The sequence below is a fragment of the Corynebacterium sp. HMSC078H07 genome (genome assembly GCF_001812805.1).
GTDB lineage: Bacteria > Actinomycetota > Actinomycetes > Mycobacteriales > Mycobacteriaceae > Corynebacterium.
This window is the reverse complement of sequence record NZ_KV810455.1, coordinates 16,101-32,252: the sequence shown is the minus strand read 5'-3', so window position 1 is coordinate 32,252 and position 16,152 is coordinate 16,101. Positions and strand designations below refer to the sequence as shown.

13 protein-coding genes are annotated in these 16,152 nt (G+C 51.4%); 3 read left to right on the top strand and 10 right to left on the bottom strand.

Annotated features, from left to right (window positions below):
- Positions 1 to 70: 70 nt before the first annotated feature.
- Entirely contained in the window at positions 71 to 1,462 is a 1,392-nt protein-coding gene (locus HMPREF2875_RS03145) for a sialidase family protein (RefSeq protein WP_070670166.1), read from the top strand.
- On the opposite strand, the gene HMPREF2875_RS03140 is transcribed toward HMPREF2875_RS03145, so the two are convergent.
- The gene (locus HMPREF2875_RS03140) at positions 1,449 to 3,245 is read right to left on the bottom strand and encodes a heparinase II/III domain-containing protein (protein ID WP_141754557.1); all 1,797 of its coding nucleotides are present in this window, start codon (positions 3,243 to 3,245) and stop codon (positions 1,449 to 1,451) included. The two genes, HMPREF2875_RS03145 and HMPREF2875_RS03140, sit on opposite strands and share 14 nt — an antisense overlap.
- Positions 3,246 to 3,638: 393 nt before the next feature.
- Between HMPREF2875_RS03140 and HMPREF2875_RS03135 the strand changes: the two genes are divergently transcribed.
- Together HMPREF2875_RS03135 and HMPREF2875_RS03130 are read left to right on the top strand one after the other, a co-directional pair.
- Positions 3,639 to 4,460: an ATP-grasp fold amidoligase family protein gene (locus tag HMPREF2875_RS03135; protein ID WP_070670162.1), complete on the top strand. Its 822-nt coding sequence runs from the start codon at positions 3,639 to 3,641 to the stop codon at positions 4,458 to 4,460.
- A 24-nt stretch (positions 4,461 to 4,484) separates the two neighbouring features.
- Positions 4,485 to 5,684: a hypothetical protein gene (locus HMPREF2875_RS03130; RefSeq protein ID WP_070670160.1), complete on the top strand. Its 1,200-nt coding sequence runs from the start codon at positions 4,485 to 4,487 to the stop codon at positions 5,682 to 5,684.
- A 62-nt stretch (positions 5,685 to 5,746) separates the two neighbouring features.
- Here HMPREF2875_RS03130 and HMPREF2875_RS03125 read toward each other — a convergent pair whose 3' ends face one another.
- The 9 genes from HMPREF2875_RS03125 to HMPREF2875_RS03085 form a co-directional block, all read right to left on the bottom strand.
- Positions 5,747 to 6,805, bottom strand: coding sequence for a glycosyltransferase family 4 protein (locus HMPREF2875_RS03125; protein ID WP_246817018.1), 1,059 nt, complete (start codon positions 6,803 to 6,805; stop codon positions 5,747 to 5,749).
- Positions 6,806 to 6,815: 10 nt separating this feature from the next.
- Complete coding sequence (locus HMPREF2875_RS03120) at positions 6,816 to 7,490, bottom strand: hypothetical protein (RefSeq protein ID WP_070670156.1); 675 nt, start codon at positions 7,488 to 7,490, stop codon at positions 6,816 to 6,818.
- Positions 7,490 to 9,661: a glycosyltransferase family 2 protein gene (locus tag HMPREF2875_RS03115; protein WP_070670154.1), complete on the bottom strand. Its 2,172-nt coding sequence runs from the start codon at positions 9,659 to 9,661 to the stop codon at positions 7,490 to 7,492. The genes HMPREF2875_RS03120 and HMPREF2875_RS03115 overlap by 1 nt, the downstream gene beginning before the upstream one ends.
- Entirely contained in the window at positions 9,661 to 10,062 is a 402-nt protein-coding gene (locus HMPREF2875_RS03110) for a hypothetical protein (protein WP_070670152.1), read from the bottom strand. The genes HMPREF2875_RS03115 and HMPREF2875_RS03110 overlap by 1 nt, the downstream gene beginning before the upstream one ends.
- Positions 10,063 to 10,148: 86 nt before the next feature.
- Positions 10,149 to 11,090 (bottom strand): NAD-dependent epimerase/dehydratase family protein, encoded by a 942-nt coding sequence (locus tag HMPREF2875_RS03105; RefSeq protein ID WP_070670150.1) that lies wholly within the window; start codon positions 11,088 to 11,090, stop codon positions 10,149 to 10,151.
- Between the two features lie 41 nt (positions 11,091 to 11,131).
- Complete coding sequence (locus HMPREF2875_RS03100; RefSeq protein ID WP_070670148.1) at positions 11,132 to 13,300, bottom strand: glycosyltransferase; 2,169 nt, start codon at positions 13,298 to 13,300, stop codon at positions 11,132 to 11,134.
- Positions 13,300 to 14,223: a hypothetical protein gene (locus tag HMPREF2875_RS03095; RefSeq protein ID WP_070670146.1), complete on the bottom strand. Its 924-nt coding sequence runs from the start codon at positions 14,221 to 14,223 to the stop codon at positions 13,300 to 13,302. The genes HMPREF2875_RS03100 and HMPREF2875_RS03095 overlap by 1 nt, the downstream gene beginning before the upstream one ends.
- A 73-nt stretch (positions 14,224 to 14,296) precedes the next feature.
- Positions 14,297 to 15,283, bottom strand: coding sequence for an ABC transporter ATP-binding protein (locus tag HMPREF2875_RS03090; RefSeq protein WP_070670144.1), 987 nt, complete (start codon positions 15,281 to 15,283; stop codon positions 14,297 to 14,299).
- Positions 15,267 to 16,112, bottom strand: coding sequence for an ABC transporter permease (locus HMPREF2875_RS03085; protein WP_070670142.1), 846 nt, complete (start codon positions 16,110 to 16,112; stop codon positions 15,267 to 15,269). The genes HMPREF2875_RS03090 and HMPREF2875_RS03085 overlap by 17 nt, the downstream gene beginning before the upstream one ends.
- Positions 16,113 to 16,152 lie beyond the last annotated feature (40 nt).

The following is a 16,152-nucleotide window of genomic DNA, read 5'->3' as shown; positions in this document are numbered from 1 at the left end:
TCCCCTGCCTCACACGTCACCACAAGCTAGACTTCGATTTGTCTCGTCCTCGTGCACAAAGGAGTCTCAGATGCGTCGACCGCCACGCACCGGGAAAGCACTCGTTGCCTTAGCCCTCACCGCCTCTCTGGTTACCGGACAGGCAACCACCCCAGCACCTGCAGAGGCACAACAATTCCCATCCTTCCAGATGCCTGCCCTTCCCCAGTTCAATGAGGAACAGGTTCGGCAGGCCGTTGCTGCACTCGTAGCGCTTGCTGCAAGCGTTGGCGGTTTGGCTCTCATCGCCGGCATACTGCCCGGCATCGGCTCCTCCAACGGCTCCTCGTCGACCCCAGCGCCGAAAACCACCCCTGCTGCAACTCCAAGCACTCCCACTTCCACGCCTGAGTCCACTAAACCTTCAACCTCCCCGGCACCTACTGAGGAACCCAGCTCCTCGACGGAACCGACCACAAGCACAGCTCCTGCCCCAGTTACTTCCGTGGAGCCCTCCCCTGGTTTTGCGCAGCACGTAGCCGGCATCAAAGACAGGCTCGCCATCAGTAAAGATAAAGATCCTTTGTGGGCGTGGACCGCTCCTCGCGGCCCGCAGCTGACACTGCCCACCCACGAAGGCAGCGGCCAAGCCACGCACCCTTCAGTCCTCTACTTTGAGAACGGATGGAATGGCTGGAAATACTGGATGGCAATGACCCCGTACCCAGCCAGCGATGAAGGCGCTGAGGATCCCAATGTGCTCGTCTCCAACGACGGCTGGACCTGGCAGGTTCCAGACGGACTAAACAACCCCATCGATGACCAGTTGGGCAAGCCTAACCCGCACAATTCCGACACCCAACTCGTCATGGCTCCTAGCGGCGAAATGTACCTGACTTGGCGCATGGTCGATCGCCCGAACGGAAAAACCAACCGCATCTACCTAGTGAAATCCGACGACGGAGTGCACTGGTCTGAGAAAGAAGAGATCTGGACCGGTGAGCCTCAGTTCATGTCTCAAGCCCTCATCTGGACAGGAGAAAAGTGGCGCCTCTACGGTGTAGCCAACGGCGGTGGTGTACCTAACCGCGTGGTCTTTTACGAAAGCTCGAATCTCAAAACCTGGTCTGAACCAACCACCGTGTCGTTTGACCCTGGCCTCACGTCTGGGCAGCGCCTGTGGCACATCGACGTCCAACTCCACAACGGTGAATACATCGGCCTCGTTCACATCATCCCGGGCACGGTCAAGCAAGGTAACCTCTACCTTCTGCGTTCTCAGGACGGTGTCACTTGGAAGCGCTCGGACACCCCGATCATCTCCCACGAGGAGTCCGGCTATCCCAACCTATATAAATCCGCCCTAGTCCCCCACGGCAGCGGGGACGACCTCAGCTTCGAGCTGTACTACTCCGGCTTCAGCGAAGGCCGCGCTGATTGGCGAATCAACCGCACAGTGGCGGAACGCGTCAGCGCGGAGTAAGCCCACCGTCCGCGTACCCTCGTTCAACGGGTGCGGACAAAGCCCGCACTCGTTTGGACTTGACGTCATAATCAAAGAGGAAGGTCTGGCTCCCACGCACGATACGCAGTACGCGTTTGCCGGGATCATTCTCCTTGAAGGTGTACTCCACCTTGTCTTCCGGCTTGGCAACAACCACCGCGGTGAGAACACCGAAGTCCCGGCTGGCGCGGCCAAAGCCTAATGCCCACGTATCAGTGGGTTTCTCGTTACGGAAGACAAGTCCACGCTGGCCCTCACGATTGCCTCGGGCGAGATTCGTATCCGTAGGCTCGAAGTAGCGCGAGCCGTCGATACCGTAGCGGATGAACACCAATTGGGTTCCATCGACAACAGATTGGAATCGAACTGTCTCGTACTGCGAGCCCACGTATTTGAACTCTGGGGCCACATTCCAACGTTGCTCCGCGTACTCCACAGTGCGCGTCGGTTCAAGGCTGTCCGAGACCACAAAGGGGCCGCAGTCAACAAAGCACGCACTGCGATTCCAGCGAAGGCCTTCCCAAGCAGTGTCCTCAAGATCGAACGCCGACCACGATTCTTCGATCTGGTGATCGACCAGTCGTGAGGCTGCTTCAGCGTCGTGTTCCTTTCCACGAACAGTAAGCACATTATGAGCTAGGCGGCTCTGGGCATAGGAACGCAACGGGCCTCTCACATAACCTGGATGACCTGCATCAACGATGATGTTCCTTCCGCGGTCCCAGTAAGTCAGTGACAGGTGGTCAAAATGCCCATGAATCTGACGCGGCGGCCCAAAGCGCAAGGTGTAATAGCTTTCCAAATCCTTAGGCCTGCGCTGACCAAACCCGGAGCGTCCAAAAATGTAGCCCGCTTCGTATACTTTGACACGCGGTATCTCAGCCCCAATGGCACCATTCGATAGCGCGAATTCCAACGCCCCTCCACGAACATACTCTGGACGCCTCGGCATCGAGTCGCCTACCTCCACAAATGTTCCGCCAGGGGTAAGGGAATGGGCAATAAATTCCTCCAGAGGCTTTTGCTTCGCACGCAGCTTTTCCGCACCCGGTGCCCCAAGCATTTCTAAAGCGTCAACAGCAGTCTTACGTAAACGCTCAATGTAGTTCGAGTACTCCGGTGCTTGTTCGTTGATAGCACCTTCGCCATCAATCATGACCTCCAGGCACGCTACAGCGCGTTCAGAACCGGTGGAAAGCATCGACTCATTACTCAGCCTATCCCCCACCACGAGCAGCGCAAGAGCCTGAGAGAGCCCATGGTTCCAGTAGCCGTCAAAATGCTCCATGAGCCACTGCCCGTGATAAGCGATAGCTTCGTACAACCATTCGTCTTCAGGGAAGATTTCACTGAGAGCACTCAGCGATGCCGCTCTAATCGCGACCGCGTGTCCTCCCCACACATGCTCATCGTCCTTCCATCTGGGAGTGGCATGGTTCATCTCCCACCAATTCCACGCCACCGCCCAGACAAACTCTACGCCTGCTGCAACTTCCTCAGTCCAATCCAACTTAGGAAGCTCTGCTGCACGGTCCACAACGAAGTCGATCCAATTAAGAGAGTGCAAATAAAAGCGCACCGTTGGGTGTAGCTTCATCGATTCGATCTGCGGCCAAAACGGTTCATTAATGTCAAATACGACAGGATCGTACGAATGAATGACGAGATTGCCGCCCAACACACGCGAAATCGAATTGACTCGCCCGAGTCCACCGGAAATCAAAATATGACGACCACGGTCAGGAGCAGAATAGAGAGTCAATTGGTTTCCTTTCAAGACATCACACGTGAATCTTTATACAGTCAGCTTCAGCGACTCTGCAATCACTAACCCTCATGTTCAGAGCGATACAAAACAGTGAATCGAAATGTTACCGCGTAGGTACCACCTCCTGGGAACATCCCACGGACTAGATACCAGTGGGATCCAACGGGTACAAAACAGTAAAGCCGTCACGCGAAGTATTCACCGACCAGATTCTACCGAGGTGCCCCAGCGACGAACAGGATTAATTCGGTCGCGCTAGCAGTTCCAAAAGAGGAGACTCTTCACAGAAAACACGCGTGGTAGTCTGGAAAAGACTCGAAACGTCTTCAATCCCCGCAGTTTTCACATGATTGAAGAATACGCCAGTCCATACCGAAGAGGAACACAATGACAACTTGGGTTGAACATATAAAGAACCGATTGAGCAACAATGAGGAGAACATTCCTTGGTGGGTTAACGACAAAGCCAAGCTCCATAGCTTTGCTGATTCAATTGGCATACCGATGCCGAAAGTCTACGGCTATTGGGAAAATCCTGGCGAATTAACAAGTCTCGACAATCTACCCCAAAAGTTTGTGCTCAAACCCACAGTAATGCACTCGAACTGGGGGGTTCAACTCCTCGAGAAAACCGAAAATGGCAAGTACTACGATTCTTTGAACGGAACCGAGTACACGTTTGAAGGAATTAAGGAAGTACAAAATTCCGCTTACGAAAAATGCAATTACAAAGGCCAATATAAGCTTATGGCTGAGGAGCTAATCGAGAGCCCAGATCCACAGAAACCAATTCCCTTCGACTACAAAGTCTACTGTTTCTATGACACTCCAATGCTCATCCAACAAGTAGATCGAAATGGTTCGAAAGACGAGCACGCGTTTTTTGACGGTGAGTTTAACCCGCTACCACGGATTGGTTTTGTGGAGAGCAACTGGAAGCATATTAAACAGGGAGACCCTATCGTCCCCAGAGATCCACAGCAGTTGCTCGACTCCGCCATCAGAATTACACAAGCTTTGAACACGCCATTCATGAGAGTTGACATGTTTCACGGTACGCGGGGAACTGTTTTAGGAGAACTGACCCCTGCACCCGGCCCTCTCTACTACAAAAAGATAATGTGGCTAACTGATGAATTCGACTCCAAGCTTGGTGAGGCTTGGGATGACGCCGCTACACGAATCTCGTCGAAATCGACATTCCAGTAGAACACAGGCAATAGGAGTCCACGCATGATTTACACACCAGCCACGGTCGAGCTGCCAGTAGACGCGCCGATAAAGAGGGTACCCCCTCGCAACCCTGATGATCGCCAGCCCAACTATCTAAAAAAATTCGATTACCACACGGTCTTTTCCGACATATTTGTCAACAATGGGACACTTTGGTTCATCGGGCCTCGCTGGGAGAATCTCGAAAGAGAGCTAAGAGCAACTCGATTCGAGTGGAACTGGAATGACATCACTCAAAACATTACGTTTGAGTCACTGAATCGAATGTCCCGTGCTACAGCGCCAGTATCGGATACGCCAGGCATTCTTATCATCGATGGCCCTCTTGGGTATTGGGAGGTAGAAGTTCCCTGTATCTCCGAACACCCTCTACCCAAAGGGCACATTCTCGTCACCCAGCAAAAAGACAACCGCCTCGAGTGGATTGCTTATTGGGCGTTTTACAATTCCTTAGTAAACGACACCGACACCATTATCGTTTACGACAACAACAGTTCGCTCTACTCAGCCGAACGCGTCGATCAGGTGCTTTCACTGATCCCCGGTATTAAGCGCCACGTTGTAGTCAAATGGGGTATGCCATTCGGCCCAACTGGGGGCCCAAATGATGTTTGGGATTCAGACTATAACCAGCACGTAGCATGGGAGCACTCTCGCAGGTTTTTCGCCCCGAGCGCCAAATCTGTACTTATGATTGACATAGACGAGCTACCAATTCACGTAGCCGGAAAGTCACTTCCAGAGGCTCTTGAAGAATCAAATCAACCCGTTCTGCATTTCAGTCGCCAACCGATTCGCCAGTTCCCAAATAGGTCCAAAAAACTGGATGGCATTCGAGTCCATGCCGACTACTCGCTGGGAGAGAAGCGGGGTGCGTGGCTAGCCCCGAAATACATCTATAGTCCATCTTTAATCAAGGAAGACGACCAGCTAATGGTTCATGTGGTTGTAGGTGAAGACACTACACCCGCCCCCTCTGACCACGTTTTTGCAGGTCATTTTGATGCCATTCGTATTCGTTGGCGCTTTGAAGAAAAGACTCAAATACCGAATTTCAACAAGGTGGAAGATATCGTCGAGCCTACGGAACTATCCCGCGCATTTAACGAAAGGTTCGACAAACTCGACGAAGCATGGAGGGAACTATTGCCCAAAATCGCCCCAATAATTAACAGCCAAGGCCTCCCCCATATTGATTAACACCGATTGGTTCCCTGCCTAACAAATCATTAGGCAGGGAATTACATGTATACGCCTCAACCCTAGAGATTTAGGGCACTGAACATCAAGTTATTCACCAAATCTTGGTTGTTACCCGTCTGCACCTTGTCACGAGCAACTCTGACGGCTTCGTTGTATCGGTGTGGATCTGAAAGCAGATTGAGATCAGATCTCACATCAGTTTTTTCAAATCGTTGAACACCATGGTCACCAAAATTCGACCACAAGCCAGCTCGTAGGTTACGGCCCATTTGAATGCCAACGGTATCTTTAGCGCCTGCCCCAAGACATAGCGATCCCGCGGCAAGTGCACGCATTCCGGCCATTCCCGCAGTAACAGTCAAGTAGGCTCTATTCATGAGAATCGGCACTTCGTGAGGCGCAACCCATCCGTGAAACTTATAACTTACATTCGCTAGACGACGTGATAATACAGCATATCGCTGCTCGTATATCGCTTTAAGCGGGCCATCACCGTAGATGTCAATGACCCATTTGATATCGGGATAGAGCCGACTTAGGCTCTCCGCAGCCTCTTCGACAGCAGCGATTTGGGGAACCTTATCTGGCGAAAGACGCGAGGCAGTTAAGATTCTTCCTACACCACCACTGAGTTTCTCATCATGTGAAACTAGCGGAAGGTTAAAAATTTCGGAGGGCGCCGCATTCGGAAGATTGGTTACCTTCCAGGGTGCTACTCGTCCAAAGCGCTGTACGAAATGCACCAGTGATGGACTTGCTGCGACAAAAGCATCGACTCTGTCAGACCACTCGTACATATAGTCGTGGTAGGCGCCGTGAACCATAACGACGTGTTCTTTGTTGGCAATTTCGTTTACGGCGAGGCCGATCTGTCGACCACCGGGGGCATGGGAGAATATCAAATCAAAATCGACATCTTCAGCGATTCGTTCAATATCGTTGTCCCATTCGTTCCAATCGATTTCAAAGAACGAGGCTCCGACCGCTTGCGCTCTTTCTCTAAAGGTGTCACCTTGCCCAACAAAAGTGACGTCGTTACCGCGAGCTACTAGTGATGAAGCGGCGTCGACAGTCCACTCGTGAACACCTCCCCATTCGGCGACAGTTCGAACAGGCATTAGGATCTTTTTACTTGGCATAGACAAGCATCTCCTCCATTTGCGCTGTATTAAGTACGCGAAGCTTTATCCCAATCGACGCACAGAGATCAATAAGGTCTCTTTCATCGAACCCTGAGTTATTGATTTTTGGACGCTCCACTACAAGTTCTGAAGAACGCCAATCACCGCACAGTAAGAGTGCGATGGCCACACGAAAGGCTAAATCATCCTCGAATCGCTTCCCGAAAGCAGAAATGTTAGCTGCAAATTCTACACGGTCGATCGAAAACATCTTTCCAGTCCAGTACGCGCTATCGCGTACCTGAAGTAACACCTGACGCGGCTTTTCGATTGATTGGATGGGAACAGCGTGTGGGCGGTTATCACAAAGGATCAAGACAGTGTGATTGTCAGGAGTCCAGCTGGGAGTCTGGTCGATTTCGAAGCGAGGAGCCAATTCTCCCCACGCTCTTCTGACACTATCGTCAAATTCAAGGGAGGCCTGCGGCCAGCTTATTCGCTGTCGAGCTATGTCCTGACTGAAAATTAGCATTCCTCCCAAGAGAGCTATTGACTTATTCATACCAGTCAGCACAAGATCCAACTTTAACTCTCTTGGGAAAGAGACCGACTCGTTCGGGTATTCTGTCCGCTCCCGAAAAGCAAATTTACCAGTTAAAGAATTCTCCCAACCGAACCTCATTAAAGTCCCCTATCAATACCAGAATCGTTCAATTCTACGCTTATTTCTTTCTCATTTGTGCTAGAGAACTCTTTTGCGAATGTTGCGCTTGAAACTCCCATTCGGTAGGTCGAATTCCGTGGATAAGCCGCACGCAAGTAGGTCTCCAGCTCGTGTGCTGTGTAGTGATCCTTGGTGACAAAAATATAGGCAGAACTCTTGTAGCCGAACTCGCCGACGCTCACAATCTTCCTTGCCTCTTGTAGCAGTCCTTCAAAAGCTTCTATAGAGACCGCTTCAACGCTTTCTGGGAAGTAAAGAACGCTCATCTGTACTGTCCCGTCGTGTTTACGGAGCATCTTGCTGCTCTCTAGTAAACGCTGCTGCAATGATTCGTCGACTCTCGTTTGCGGCGGTATTGGGGCTTCTTGTGCTTCCTCCGTACTAGCATTGGCATGAAGTTCAATTTGATCACGAACGCGAAGTTTAAACGACCTAAAGCCAATCCGACGAAGATTCACAATGTCGTCCTGGCTAACGTCTTCGATTACAGCGGTTTCAAAGACGGCACGATCACGTAAAATGTCACGCTCCGTGACAATCGTCGTCAATTTGTCCGGCATATCGGCATCGATAGCGAGATTTACTGTGTTCCCTTGCAAGATGATGTCTCGTGACACCAGTTTGTCCGGAAGATACGCACCGAAGGCATTAAAAAGATCCGTTCTTCCCGGGACATCTGGATATTTTAGTTCCTCGCCTTTTTTCCTCAGAGAAGCTTGGCTCGGTCCGGAGGTCAAAAATCTATTCGCGAGTCGAGAAAGCGTATGCCCCGCCTTTTGGTTATCGGAATCTTGCGCGGTGATCTGCAAGTCATGCACACGGCGTAAGTACATAAACCTTTCGACGTGACCCCAATTTACACCAGCATTCATCAGACGGGTAGCTAGTTCATGATCGACCGAAGAGGTTAGCCTCTCATCGTAAGAGAAGTCCCTAATCAATTGAGTTGGCAAAGTCCAAGTGCTGTGGCCGGGCCCTGCCCCATTAAATGCCACCATCGCTGCGCTGAATCCCTTCAAAGTCAAGAAACCCCGCAATTCACCTGTGTCATCTTGGAAATTAATCCAGCCACCGTAGGTAGCGTCGACAGTTTGAGACAATCCATCAATACCAATTTCGAGACGGTTAGGAAGCATGATGTCGTCATCATCATGCACAGCGGTCAGCAAACAACTTGAATGGGTTGCAGCAGTATTCCGAGCAGCAGCGACTCCTCGAGACCGATCGTGATGAATCAGCTTTATTCTTGCATCATCGATGCTGGCGATTACCTGTTCCACTCGAAGGGGGTCTTCCGAACCATCGTCGACTACAATGATTTCGAACTCTTGGAATGTCTGGTATAGAACAGAATTGATACTCTCAACCAGCATCTCGTAGCGGTCTTTGGTTGCAATCGCTACGGAAACCAGAGGTAGACGTTCATCTTGTGGAACAGACCAATCGATCAAGTTTGGATACAGACTTTGCCTGTTATCCACGCACTCCATAAGACGAATTTCATCTTCGGTAGGTACTGATATTGACTGTTCTTTTGCCACAGCCTTTACACCCCGAACGCTCGCGACTTTTCCGCCGCGGCGTCGCTGTCGGAGAATAAAATCATAGCCGAGCGCTTCACAAAACGAAGCGTTCTCGTCAAAACCACGAACTTCCAAGAAATGAGCCCGGTCAATAGCAAAAACTCGGCCAAGCGAGGTATCTGGTAGGCGGGTTAGATACTCGGGTTGACCTAGTACTTCGTTTACCTGACTATCGAGACTCCTAAATCGACTGATTTCAGCAACCACTCCGCGCTGTAGCTCGTCCAAGCTGAGCATGGTTTCGCTGTCTCGGACAACCGTAAACCCCCTCTCCACGAACAACAGAACATCGCCTCGAGACTTGACCGCGGAATTATTCATGCACGCAGAACTTGAGAAATCAGACGGGCAGACCTCAAACCTAAAGAACGAGTCGGCTAGAGCATCCGCAGTTTCGAAGAGGCCGGATAGTGCTGGGCCATTAAGTAAATTAGGCAGACTGAGAATGCACTCCTTCACGCCCTCAATCCCCTTGAAGCTTTCAATATAGGCGCGAGCCTCTCCAACATCCTCGGGTATCAACTGGAGAACTACCGATACCGACATTACTGCGCCACCTTCCAAATTAGGCTTTCCTTGCTTTCTGCCGTAATCGCGTGAGCATATATTGATTCCGTGATTAACTCGAGAACGCTAAGATTTTGACTCTTCCAAGGGTGCACCGTGAGATCGATGGCTTTAATGCATGGATTAAACCTAGCCACATTTGTCTCCAAAAATACCCCTTCAACACCCGACTCCTTTAGGTACATAAAGGGCTCATTGAACGCCTCAGTCACAGGCGCGCTACATACCGCCGGCGGAAATTCAACGCCGTCAGCGTCAAAGAAGCGAAAACTGACAAGAAAGTCACGAAATTGGAAAGGTACGGATGCCTCTCCAGGTATGAAAAGGTAAATGCTACTTACCTCGAATGGAAATACCGTTCTGTGAGAGTTTTCTGGCATAGGGCAAGTGTAATGCAATAACAACGTTTTTGCAGGGCATCTGTCCGCACCCAAAGCTTATCTAGCCCGGCCTTAACGGTTGACAGCTATTTCACCTGCCCATCGAAAAAGCCAACCGTTTCTTTGATTCCAGCTTCTAGTGTCAGACACGGTTCCCAACCAAGTAGTTTCTTGGCTTTCGAGGAATTAAGAGCGGATCTCGGCACATCACCCTTTCTTGCGGGAGCAAAGATAGGTTCGTCCGGTGCTCCCACAGCCTTCGCTACCAATGTGTGGAGTTCGCGGTCGCTAGTTTCAATTCCGGTGCCAATATTAAACCGCTCGCCGTTTGCTTCATTCTTCGATGAAAGATAAAAGGCTCGTGCAACGTCCTTGACGTAGACGTAATCACGAGTATTTGAGCCTGAGCCAAACACTTTAGTTGGTTCACCGTTGAGAAGACGCTGGCTGAAAATTGCCACGACACCCGCTTCACCGTGGGGATTCTGGCGCGGCCCGTAAACATTTGCAGGGGCCACGAAGCTACAACCAATGCCGTAGAGGCGGCTAAACATTTCCAAATAGAGTTCACCCGCAGCCTTCCCAGCGGCATACGGTGATTCTGGTGCCACGGAAGTCTCCTCGTCAACGGGGAACGATTCAGGCTGTCCGTAAATAGACCCACCAGAGGAGGTATGGACAATTTTACGAACGCCATGGCGCCTTGCCACGTCAGCAAGCTTCACCGTGGCCAGAACGTTCGTCTCACAATCGTTTACGGGATCCTCAACAGACTTACGCACATCAATCTGCGCTGCTAGGTGGTAGACAACCTCCGTTGGGTGCTGCGTAAACAGCTCATCGTAGTCAACGGTACGGATATCGCCTTCAATTACGTTGACATCACCGTTCTGTCGAGCAGATGCAAGGTTGACCAGACGACCGGAGGACAAGTTGTCCAAAACTGTGACTGTATGGCCTTCTTCAACGAGAAGATCGACGAGATGGGAACCAATAAACCCGGCGCCGCCGGTCACGAGACAATGCATAAATGTGATGATAACACTGTCGCTCGTCACTGCATCTAATATCAGTTCGCGAGTATTTGCTCCCACTGCGGCATTACAGCAGTCACATCCCAGCTGCGAGAATATTCTCTCGCTGCTGATCCCATCTCTTTAAAGGATGCGTTTTCCCGGCCTTTCAGAATGACCTTAATGTGAGCCTCTGGACTGCAGTCTTGGGCATAGTCACCGAATACTTCCTTGACGCCTTCGCGCTGCCAGAAGACTGGAATCGTCCGAGCGGCCATTCCCTCAGCTGGGGCGAGATGGAAGCTCTCCAGCTCGCTTGGAGACAAAATATATCCAACGCCACGATGCCAAGAAGCAATATCAGCACTAAAAGGATCAAATACGACGTGCTCAGTAAGTAACTCGCTTCGGGCAATACGCTCAAAGAAGTCTAGGTAAAGTTGCTTTTGGACGGGGTCACTCCATACATGTGGATACTCCCACGGCATTCGTCCCTTGATACGCAAGATATAACGTTCGTCGATCTTCGCAAGTTGCTCAATTAAGTCGAGCGCACGATCCGGACGCTTGAGAAACGGAACCATGCCGACGAGCCCCAGTGCAAACTGCGCGTCACTAGTCTTCGGGCGATCAAAGTCAAGTAGATCGATGGTATTAGGCAAAACCATGGTCTTACTTTCGGCAAGTCCGAATCGCACAATCGCCTGTTTACGGACCCAATCCGAGACAAATATCATTTTGTCAACCTTGTCCCAGGCGACGCCTTCCATCCACGGACCGTCAAGTTCAAAGCGGTGCAGTCTGGCGACCAGTCTCGTCTCATCGGGAAGGTTATTCGAATACCAAGCCAGCGAAGGTCCTGCCCATTCGCAAAATACTGTGTCGGCCCATTCTGCGAGTTGCCGGCTAGTCTCCTCGTCATGTGTGTGGAGCGTTGGCCATTTGTCTTGGCGCACTTCAAATGATGGATTTCGGGTAAGGAACTCCATCAGCTCGCCCATGAATTTTAGGTCATGAGACGCAACAACTATCCGCCGCTGCCGAATCTCTTCGGACTCTAACGTCGTGGATAAGGAGCCAGCGCGTTCGAAGTATGACATAAACCTTTCACGGGCTTTGCTCATCGAGAAATACTCGCTAGCTTCTGCCGCCTTCTGACGTGCTTCGGATATAAGTGGAAGGCCCGCTGCGACTCTTCTCGCGACTTCCTCAACTGTGTCATCGGCGCGAACAAAAAACGGGTAATTTTCGCCCCAGAGCTGTCGATGATCCTCAGTTTCGTTGACGATTGGTGCTGCGCCGGCCGCACCATACTCTAGCGCCTTCGTTGAGACCTCAAGGCTCGAATCTAATTCCGCCGTTCGCCATCCAAAACCGAGGTCAGCTGCCATGATCCGCTCGATGGATTCTGTACGGGGAAGCGCTCCCAGCCACGTCACCCCGCTATCAGCGTTGGCATGTGCCTTCTCCAGTGCTTCTCGCATTTTCCCAACCCATTGGGGGTCATCTTTGGCCCTGTTAAATTTCGCCCCCACCACATCGAGCTGAGCGTCAATACCGAGTTCCTTTAGTTTCCGCGGAAGCTCCAGCATTTCAAGGGTCCGCCACTCACGAGCAAGCTTTCCTGCGTACACGATTTTGAGTGTACGATGCGTTGCGTTCTGCGGGTTTCTCGCAGTATTGAACGCGAAGTCCGGAATCATTGGAGGGATGAGCAGAACTTTTCCGGCCGCCTGCGGAACCAAGGCTTCCCAATACGAGCGCGCAGCCTCGGTTTGCGCGAAAATCCGACGCGAACACTCTGCAATGTGTTTTAGCCGCTGTACATTGGTTCCGGATAGCTTTTTCGGGGGAAAGGGCAGGTCAGTAACATAGGACCACAGCATCGGAGAGATTTTCTCGTTCAAGCTGAAATCATAGACTGCTTGGAAGCCTCTCACTACGACCGCGCTAGCACGGTTCTCCTTAACGAGCCTTTCCACCAACTCAGCCGCAGCCGTCGTACTAAGGGCCGCGTCGTCTGCGATACCTTCGGGGGCATGGATGTAGATGTTTGCAATCCCATCGATTGCGCTCAGCAGAGTACGGTTCTGCGGATGGCTTTTCAGCTGGATATGGACCTCATCGAAAACGCCAGAAAGCACTTCAGAAATTGACATCAGCCAGATAGAAGAGCCATCGATAACGTTCGGACTTACATCGCCGTAGACCACAACTGAGCTCATTATTCTGTCCCCTCTTCCGTACTATTGCGTTCTGTTTCGCCGTGGAGCAATGCTCTAAAGACCGGTGCGTAAATATCATCATCCCAACTCCACGTAGTGGAGCTCTTTGAATTCACCACTGTCGCACGTTGACGAAGCTCTTCGCTGAAATGATTCGAGGTTTCGCTGGGGCAGACGATAACTACAGTTCCGTTTTCCTTTGCTTTTGTCATGTGGTCTAGCAATCGGAGAAAACTGCTCGTCTTCTGCGTCGACAAAAGGCCCGACCACAAACCACGCTCGAACTGGCTTTCTTCAATTACGAGATAGCTAGCATCTCTCAACGGTTTCCCTAAGAGGTGAGGCGAGGAGATGCGCTCAACACTCGCCAAGTTTTGCAAGGATTCCGCAGATTCGTGTGAGCCAATAAGCTCAATACGTCGCGTCCACATTTCAGAACGCGCGCTCATCAATGCGTGTAGAACTTCAGAGCTATCACTGTCCATAGTCTGTTCAGCAGCCAGGCGTCCAGCTGTATGTGCGTCAGGGCGTCCGAGGATGTGCGACGCCGGAATAGTTGATGGCGCAAATATGCTTTGTTTAGTGTGCCTCTCCTCATCAGGCTTTTCAGACAGGTCCGCTGTCAGCAATGACATGGGTTCCCTCGCAGCACGCCGGTCCTGTTCTTGGATAGCCGTGTAAATTTCCTGGAGTTGCTTTTCCAAGCGCGAATTGCGGCGTAAGGCTTCTTTGGTCAACCCTTCCGACTTCTTGCGTGCGGATATCGACATCACGGCAAACACAAACCCGACCACAACTGCGCAAACCAGAAGCACCCTACCGATAGCGCTGCTCGCCACTACAATCGCGCCAATAAGAAGTACAGTCGCCAATCCTGCGAGGATAATTAATCCCCGTCCGCGGCGAAAATAGTCAAGGCTCATGGAGTCATTCCTTCAAACGATTTCTTGCTTACAGGGTGGCGGATTTTAGACGAGCCACATCATAAGCAGTGACCTAGCTTTGGACAGGTTTTTCGAGAAGCACCATCGGTGGTTGGTACGCAGCTGTGACTTCCTCGAGATAGTCGTGAGCCGGCTGCTTATCGTCTTTGCCCATGAGTCGGGCCCACTCGTGATATTGGGGTGCAACGACACCGGTCGGGCCATCAGCAATAATACGTCCCTTTGAGATCCAGATCGTTCGTTTGCAGTTGTTCTCGATTTCCTTGATGGCATGCGAGACTAAGAAGAGGTTACCGGCGCGCTCTAGGAGCTCGTGCATTCGAGCACTAGCTTTGGCTCCAAACGCCGCGTCACCAGTTGAAAGTGCCTCGTCAATCATGAGGATGTCAGGCCGCACCGCTGTCGAGATTGCGAAGGACAACCGCGCGGACATTCCGGACGAATACGTTTTCATTGGGCGTTTAATCGCATCTCCGAGTTCTGTCCATTCAGCAATCTCACCTATTTGAGCCTTCGCTCCTGAAGGGCTCATTCCCAACGCCAAACACCCCAAGTAGATGTTGTGTTCTCCGGAAAGATCCGGCTGTAGTGCAGGTGAGACGCCCATAAGTGTGGGTTGAGAGCGAGTTAGAATGCGGCCTGAGGTCGGCGCCAAGCCGCCAGCAATCATGCTGAGAAGAGTCGATTTTCCCGAGCCGTTAAGGCCAATGATGCCAATTGATTCGCCGGGTAGCGCAATGAGTGAAGCATCGACAATGGCATCGACTACTGTCTTGCCGCGGCTGACACGAGTCATACTGGCGTCTGAGGAGCGCCCCTGACTAATTACATATCGTTTGGACACGTTGTCTACGACGACGTTGGCTCGCTCCACATAATTGATGTCTGGAACGGATTGCATCTGAGTCGTATCCGTAGACACCTCGCTCGAGGATTCAGAAGTTTCTTGAACGTCTTGGTCGGCAGGTTGTTTCTCAAGGTCCTTTTTGGCGTCGAAGTATTCCCCTGGTGCGGGAGGCAGCTTAGACGAGTCGAACATATTTATCCTCCGCTCTCCAGAAGAAGATGAAGCCAAGTACAAATGCGCCTAAACTCCATGCCAGAAGCTCTCCCCAAGTCGAAAGGCTTGGAGCGGTGCGATAAATCGAGGAATCGCGGACTGCGGTGAGGAAAATATAGCAGGGGTTGGCAGTCATTATTTGGTGAACGGCTGAATGCTCGGCAAATCTATCGACAGAAAACATCACGCCAGATAAAAAGAACAATCCGCGGGTCAAAAGGCCCAGTATTGTCTTCGCCTCCGGGACCTGGGCGGTGAGGCGCGCGGTAATCATCATTAACCCGCACCCAAAAACGTGGATTAAAAGGAACAACGGAATGACGAAGATCAGGGTCCACGAGGGGCCCGTTCCCCACTGAAAAAGAAACGCCGCTGTCAGCGCGACAATGGCGGGCAACACGTTATCGATCATCGACCGCAATGTGGTCGAGAACGGAATCGAAGCTCTAGGAAACTGAAACGCTCGGATCATCGATCGAGAGGATTGCATGAGGCTAATGCCAGAATTCATGAGCCCCGTCATCATGGTCATGAAAATGATGCCGATGAACAGAAAGCCAATGAAGTTCTCAATACCACGAGAAGTCTTCAAAAGCATGCCGAAAAGGAATCCATACAACGCCACATCGAAAAGAGGATTCAAGACAAGCCACAATTGCCACAGGCGGTAGTCACGCGTCGTACGGAGTGCCTTTGCTCCCGCATCTGCAACGATGAAGAAGCGGCGTGCCCACAGCTGTGAAATGTACTCACGCAGCGTCGGTCGTGTGGCAAGTGGATGCAGACCTTCCGGGTTAACAATCTGCACTCGGCCTTGGTGTTTCGCAACTTGTACGTTGAGGTCTTCG

Bases quoted from the DNA above. Each gene is read 5' to 3' on its own strand.
- HMPREF2875_RS03145 (WP_070670166.1), top strand. From the start codon at position 71: ATGCGTCGACCGCCACGCACCGGGAAAGCACTCGTTGCCTTAGCCCTC.
- HMPREF2875_RS03090 (WP_070670144.1), bottom strand. From the start codon at position 15,283: ATGTTCGACTCGTCTAAGCTGCCTCCCGCACCAGGGGAATACTTCGAC.
- HMPREF2875_RS03125 (WP_246817018.1), bottom strand. From the start codon at position 6,805: ATGCCTGTTCGAACTGTCGCCGAATGGGGAGGTGTTCACGAGTGGACT.
- HMPREF2875_RS03115 (WP_070670154.1), bottom strand. From the start codon at position 9,661: ATGTCGGTATCGGTAGTTCTCCAGTTGATACCCGAGGATGTTGGAGAG.
- HMPREF2875_RS03095 (WP_070670146.1), bottom strand. From the start codon at position 14,223: ATGAGCCTTGACTATTTTCGCCGCGGACGGGGATTAATTATCCTCGCA.
- HMPREF2875_RS03120 (WP_070670156.1), bottom strand. From the start codon at position 7,490: ATGAGGTTCGGTTGGGAGAATTCTTTAACTGGTAAATTTGCTTTTCGG.
- HMPREF2875_RS03110 (WP_070670152.1), bottom strand. From the start codon at position 10,062: ATGCCAGAAAACTCTCACAGAACGGTATTTCCATTCGAGGTAAGTAGC.
- HMPREF2875_RS03135 (WP_070670162.1), top strand. From the start codon at position 3,639: ATGACAACTTGGGTTGAACATATAAAGAACCGATTGAGCAACAATGAG.
- HMPREF2875_RS03130 (WP_070670160.1), top strand. From the start codon at position 4,485: ATGATTTACACACCAGCCACGGTCGAGCTGCCAGTAGACGCGCCGATA.
- HMPREF2875_RS03100 (WP_070670148.1), bottom strand. From the start codon at position 13,300: ATGAGCTCAGTTGTGGTCTACGGCGATGTAAGTCCGAACGTTATCGAT.
- HMPREF2875_RS03105 (WP_070670150.1), bottom strand. From the start codon at position 11,090: ATGCATTGTCTCGTGACCGGCGGCGCCGGGTTTATTGGTTCCCATCTC.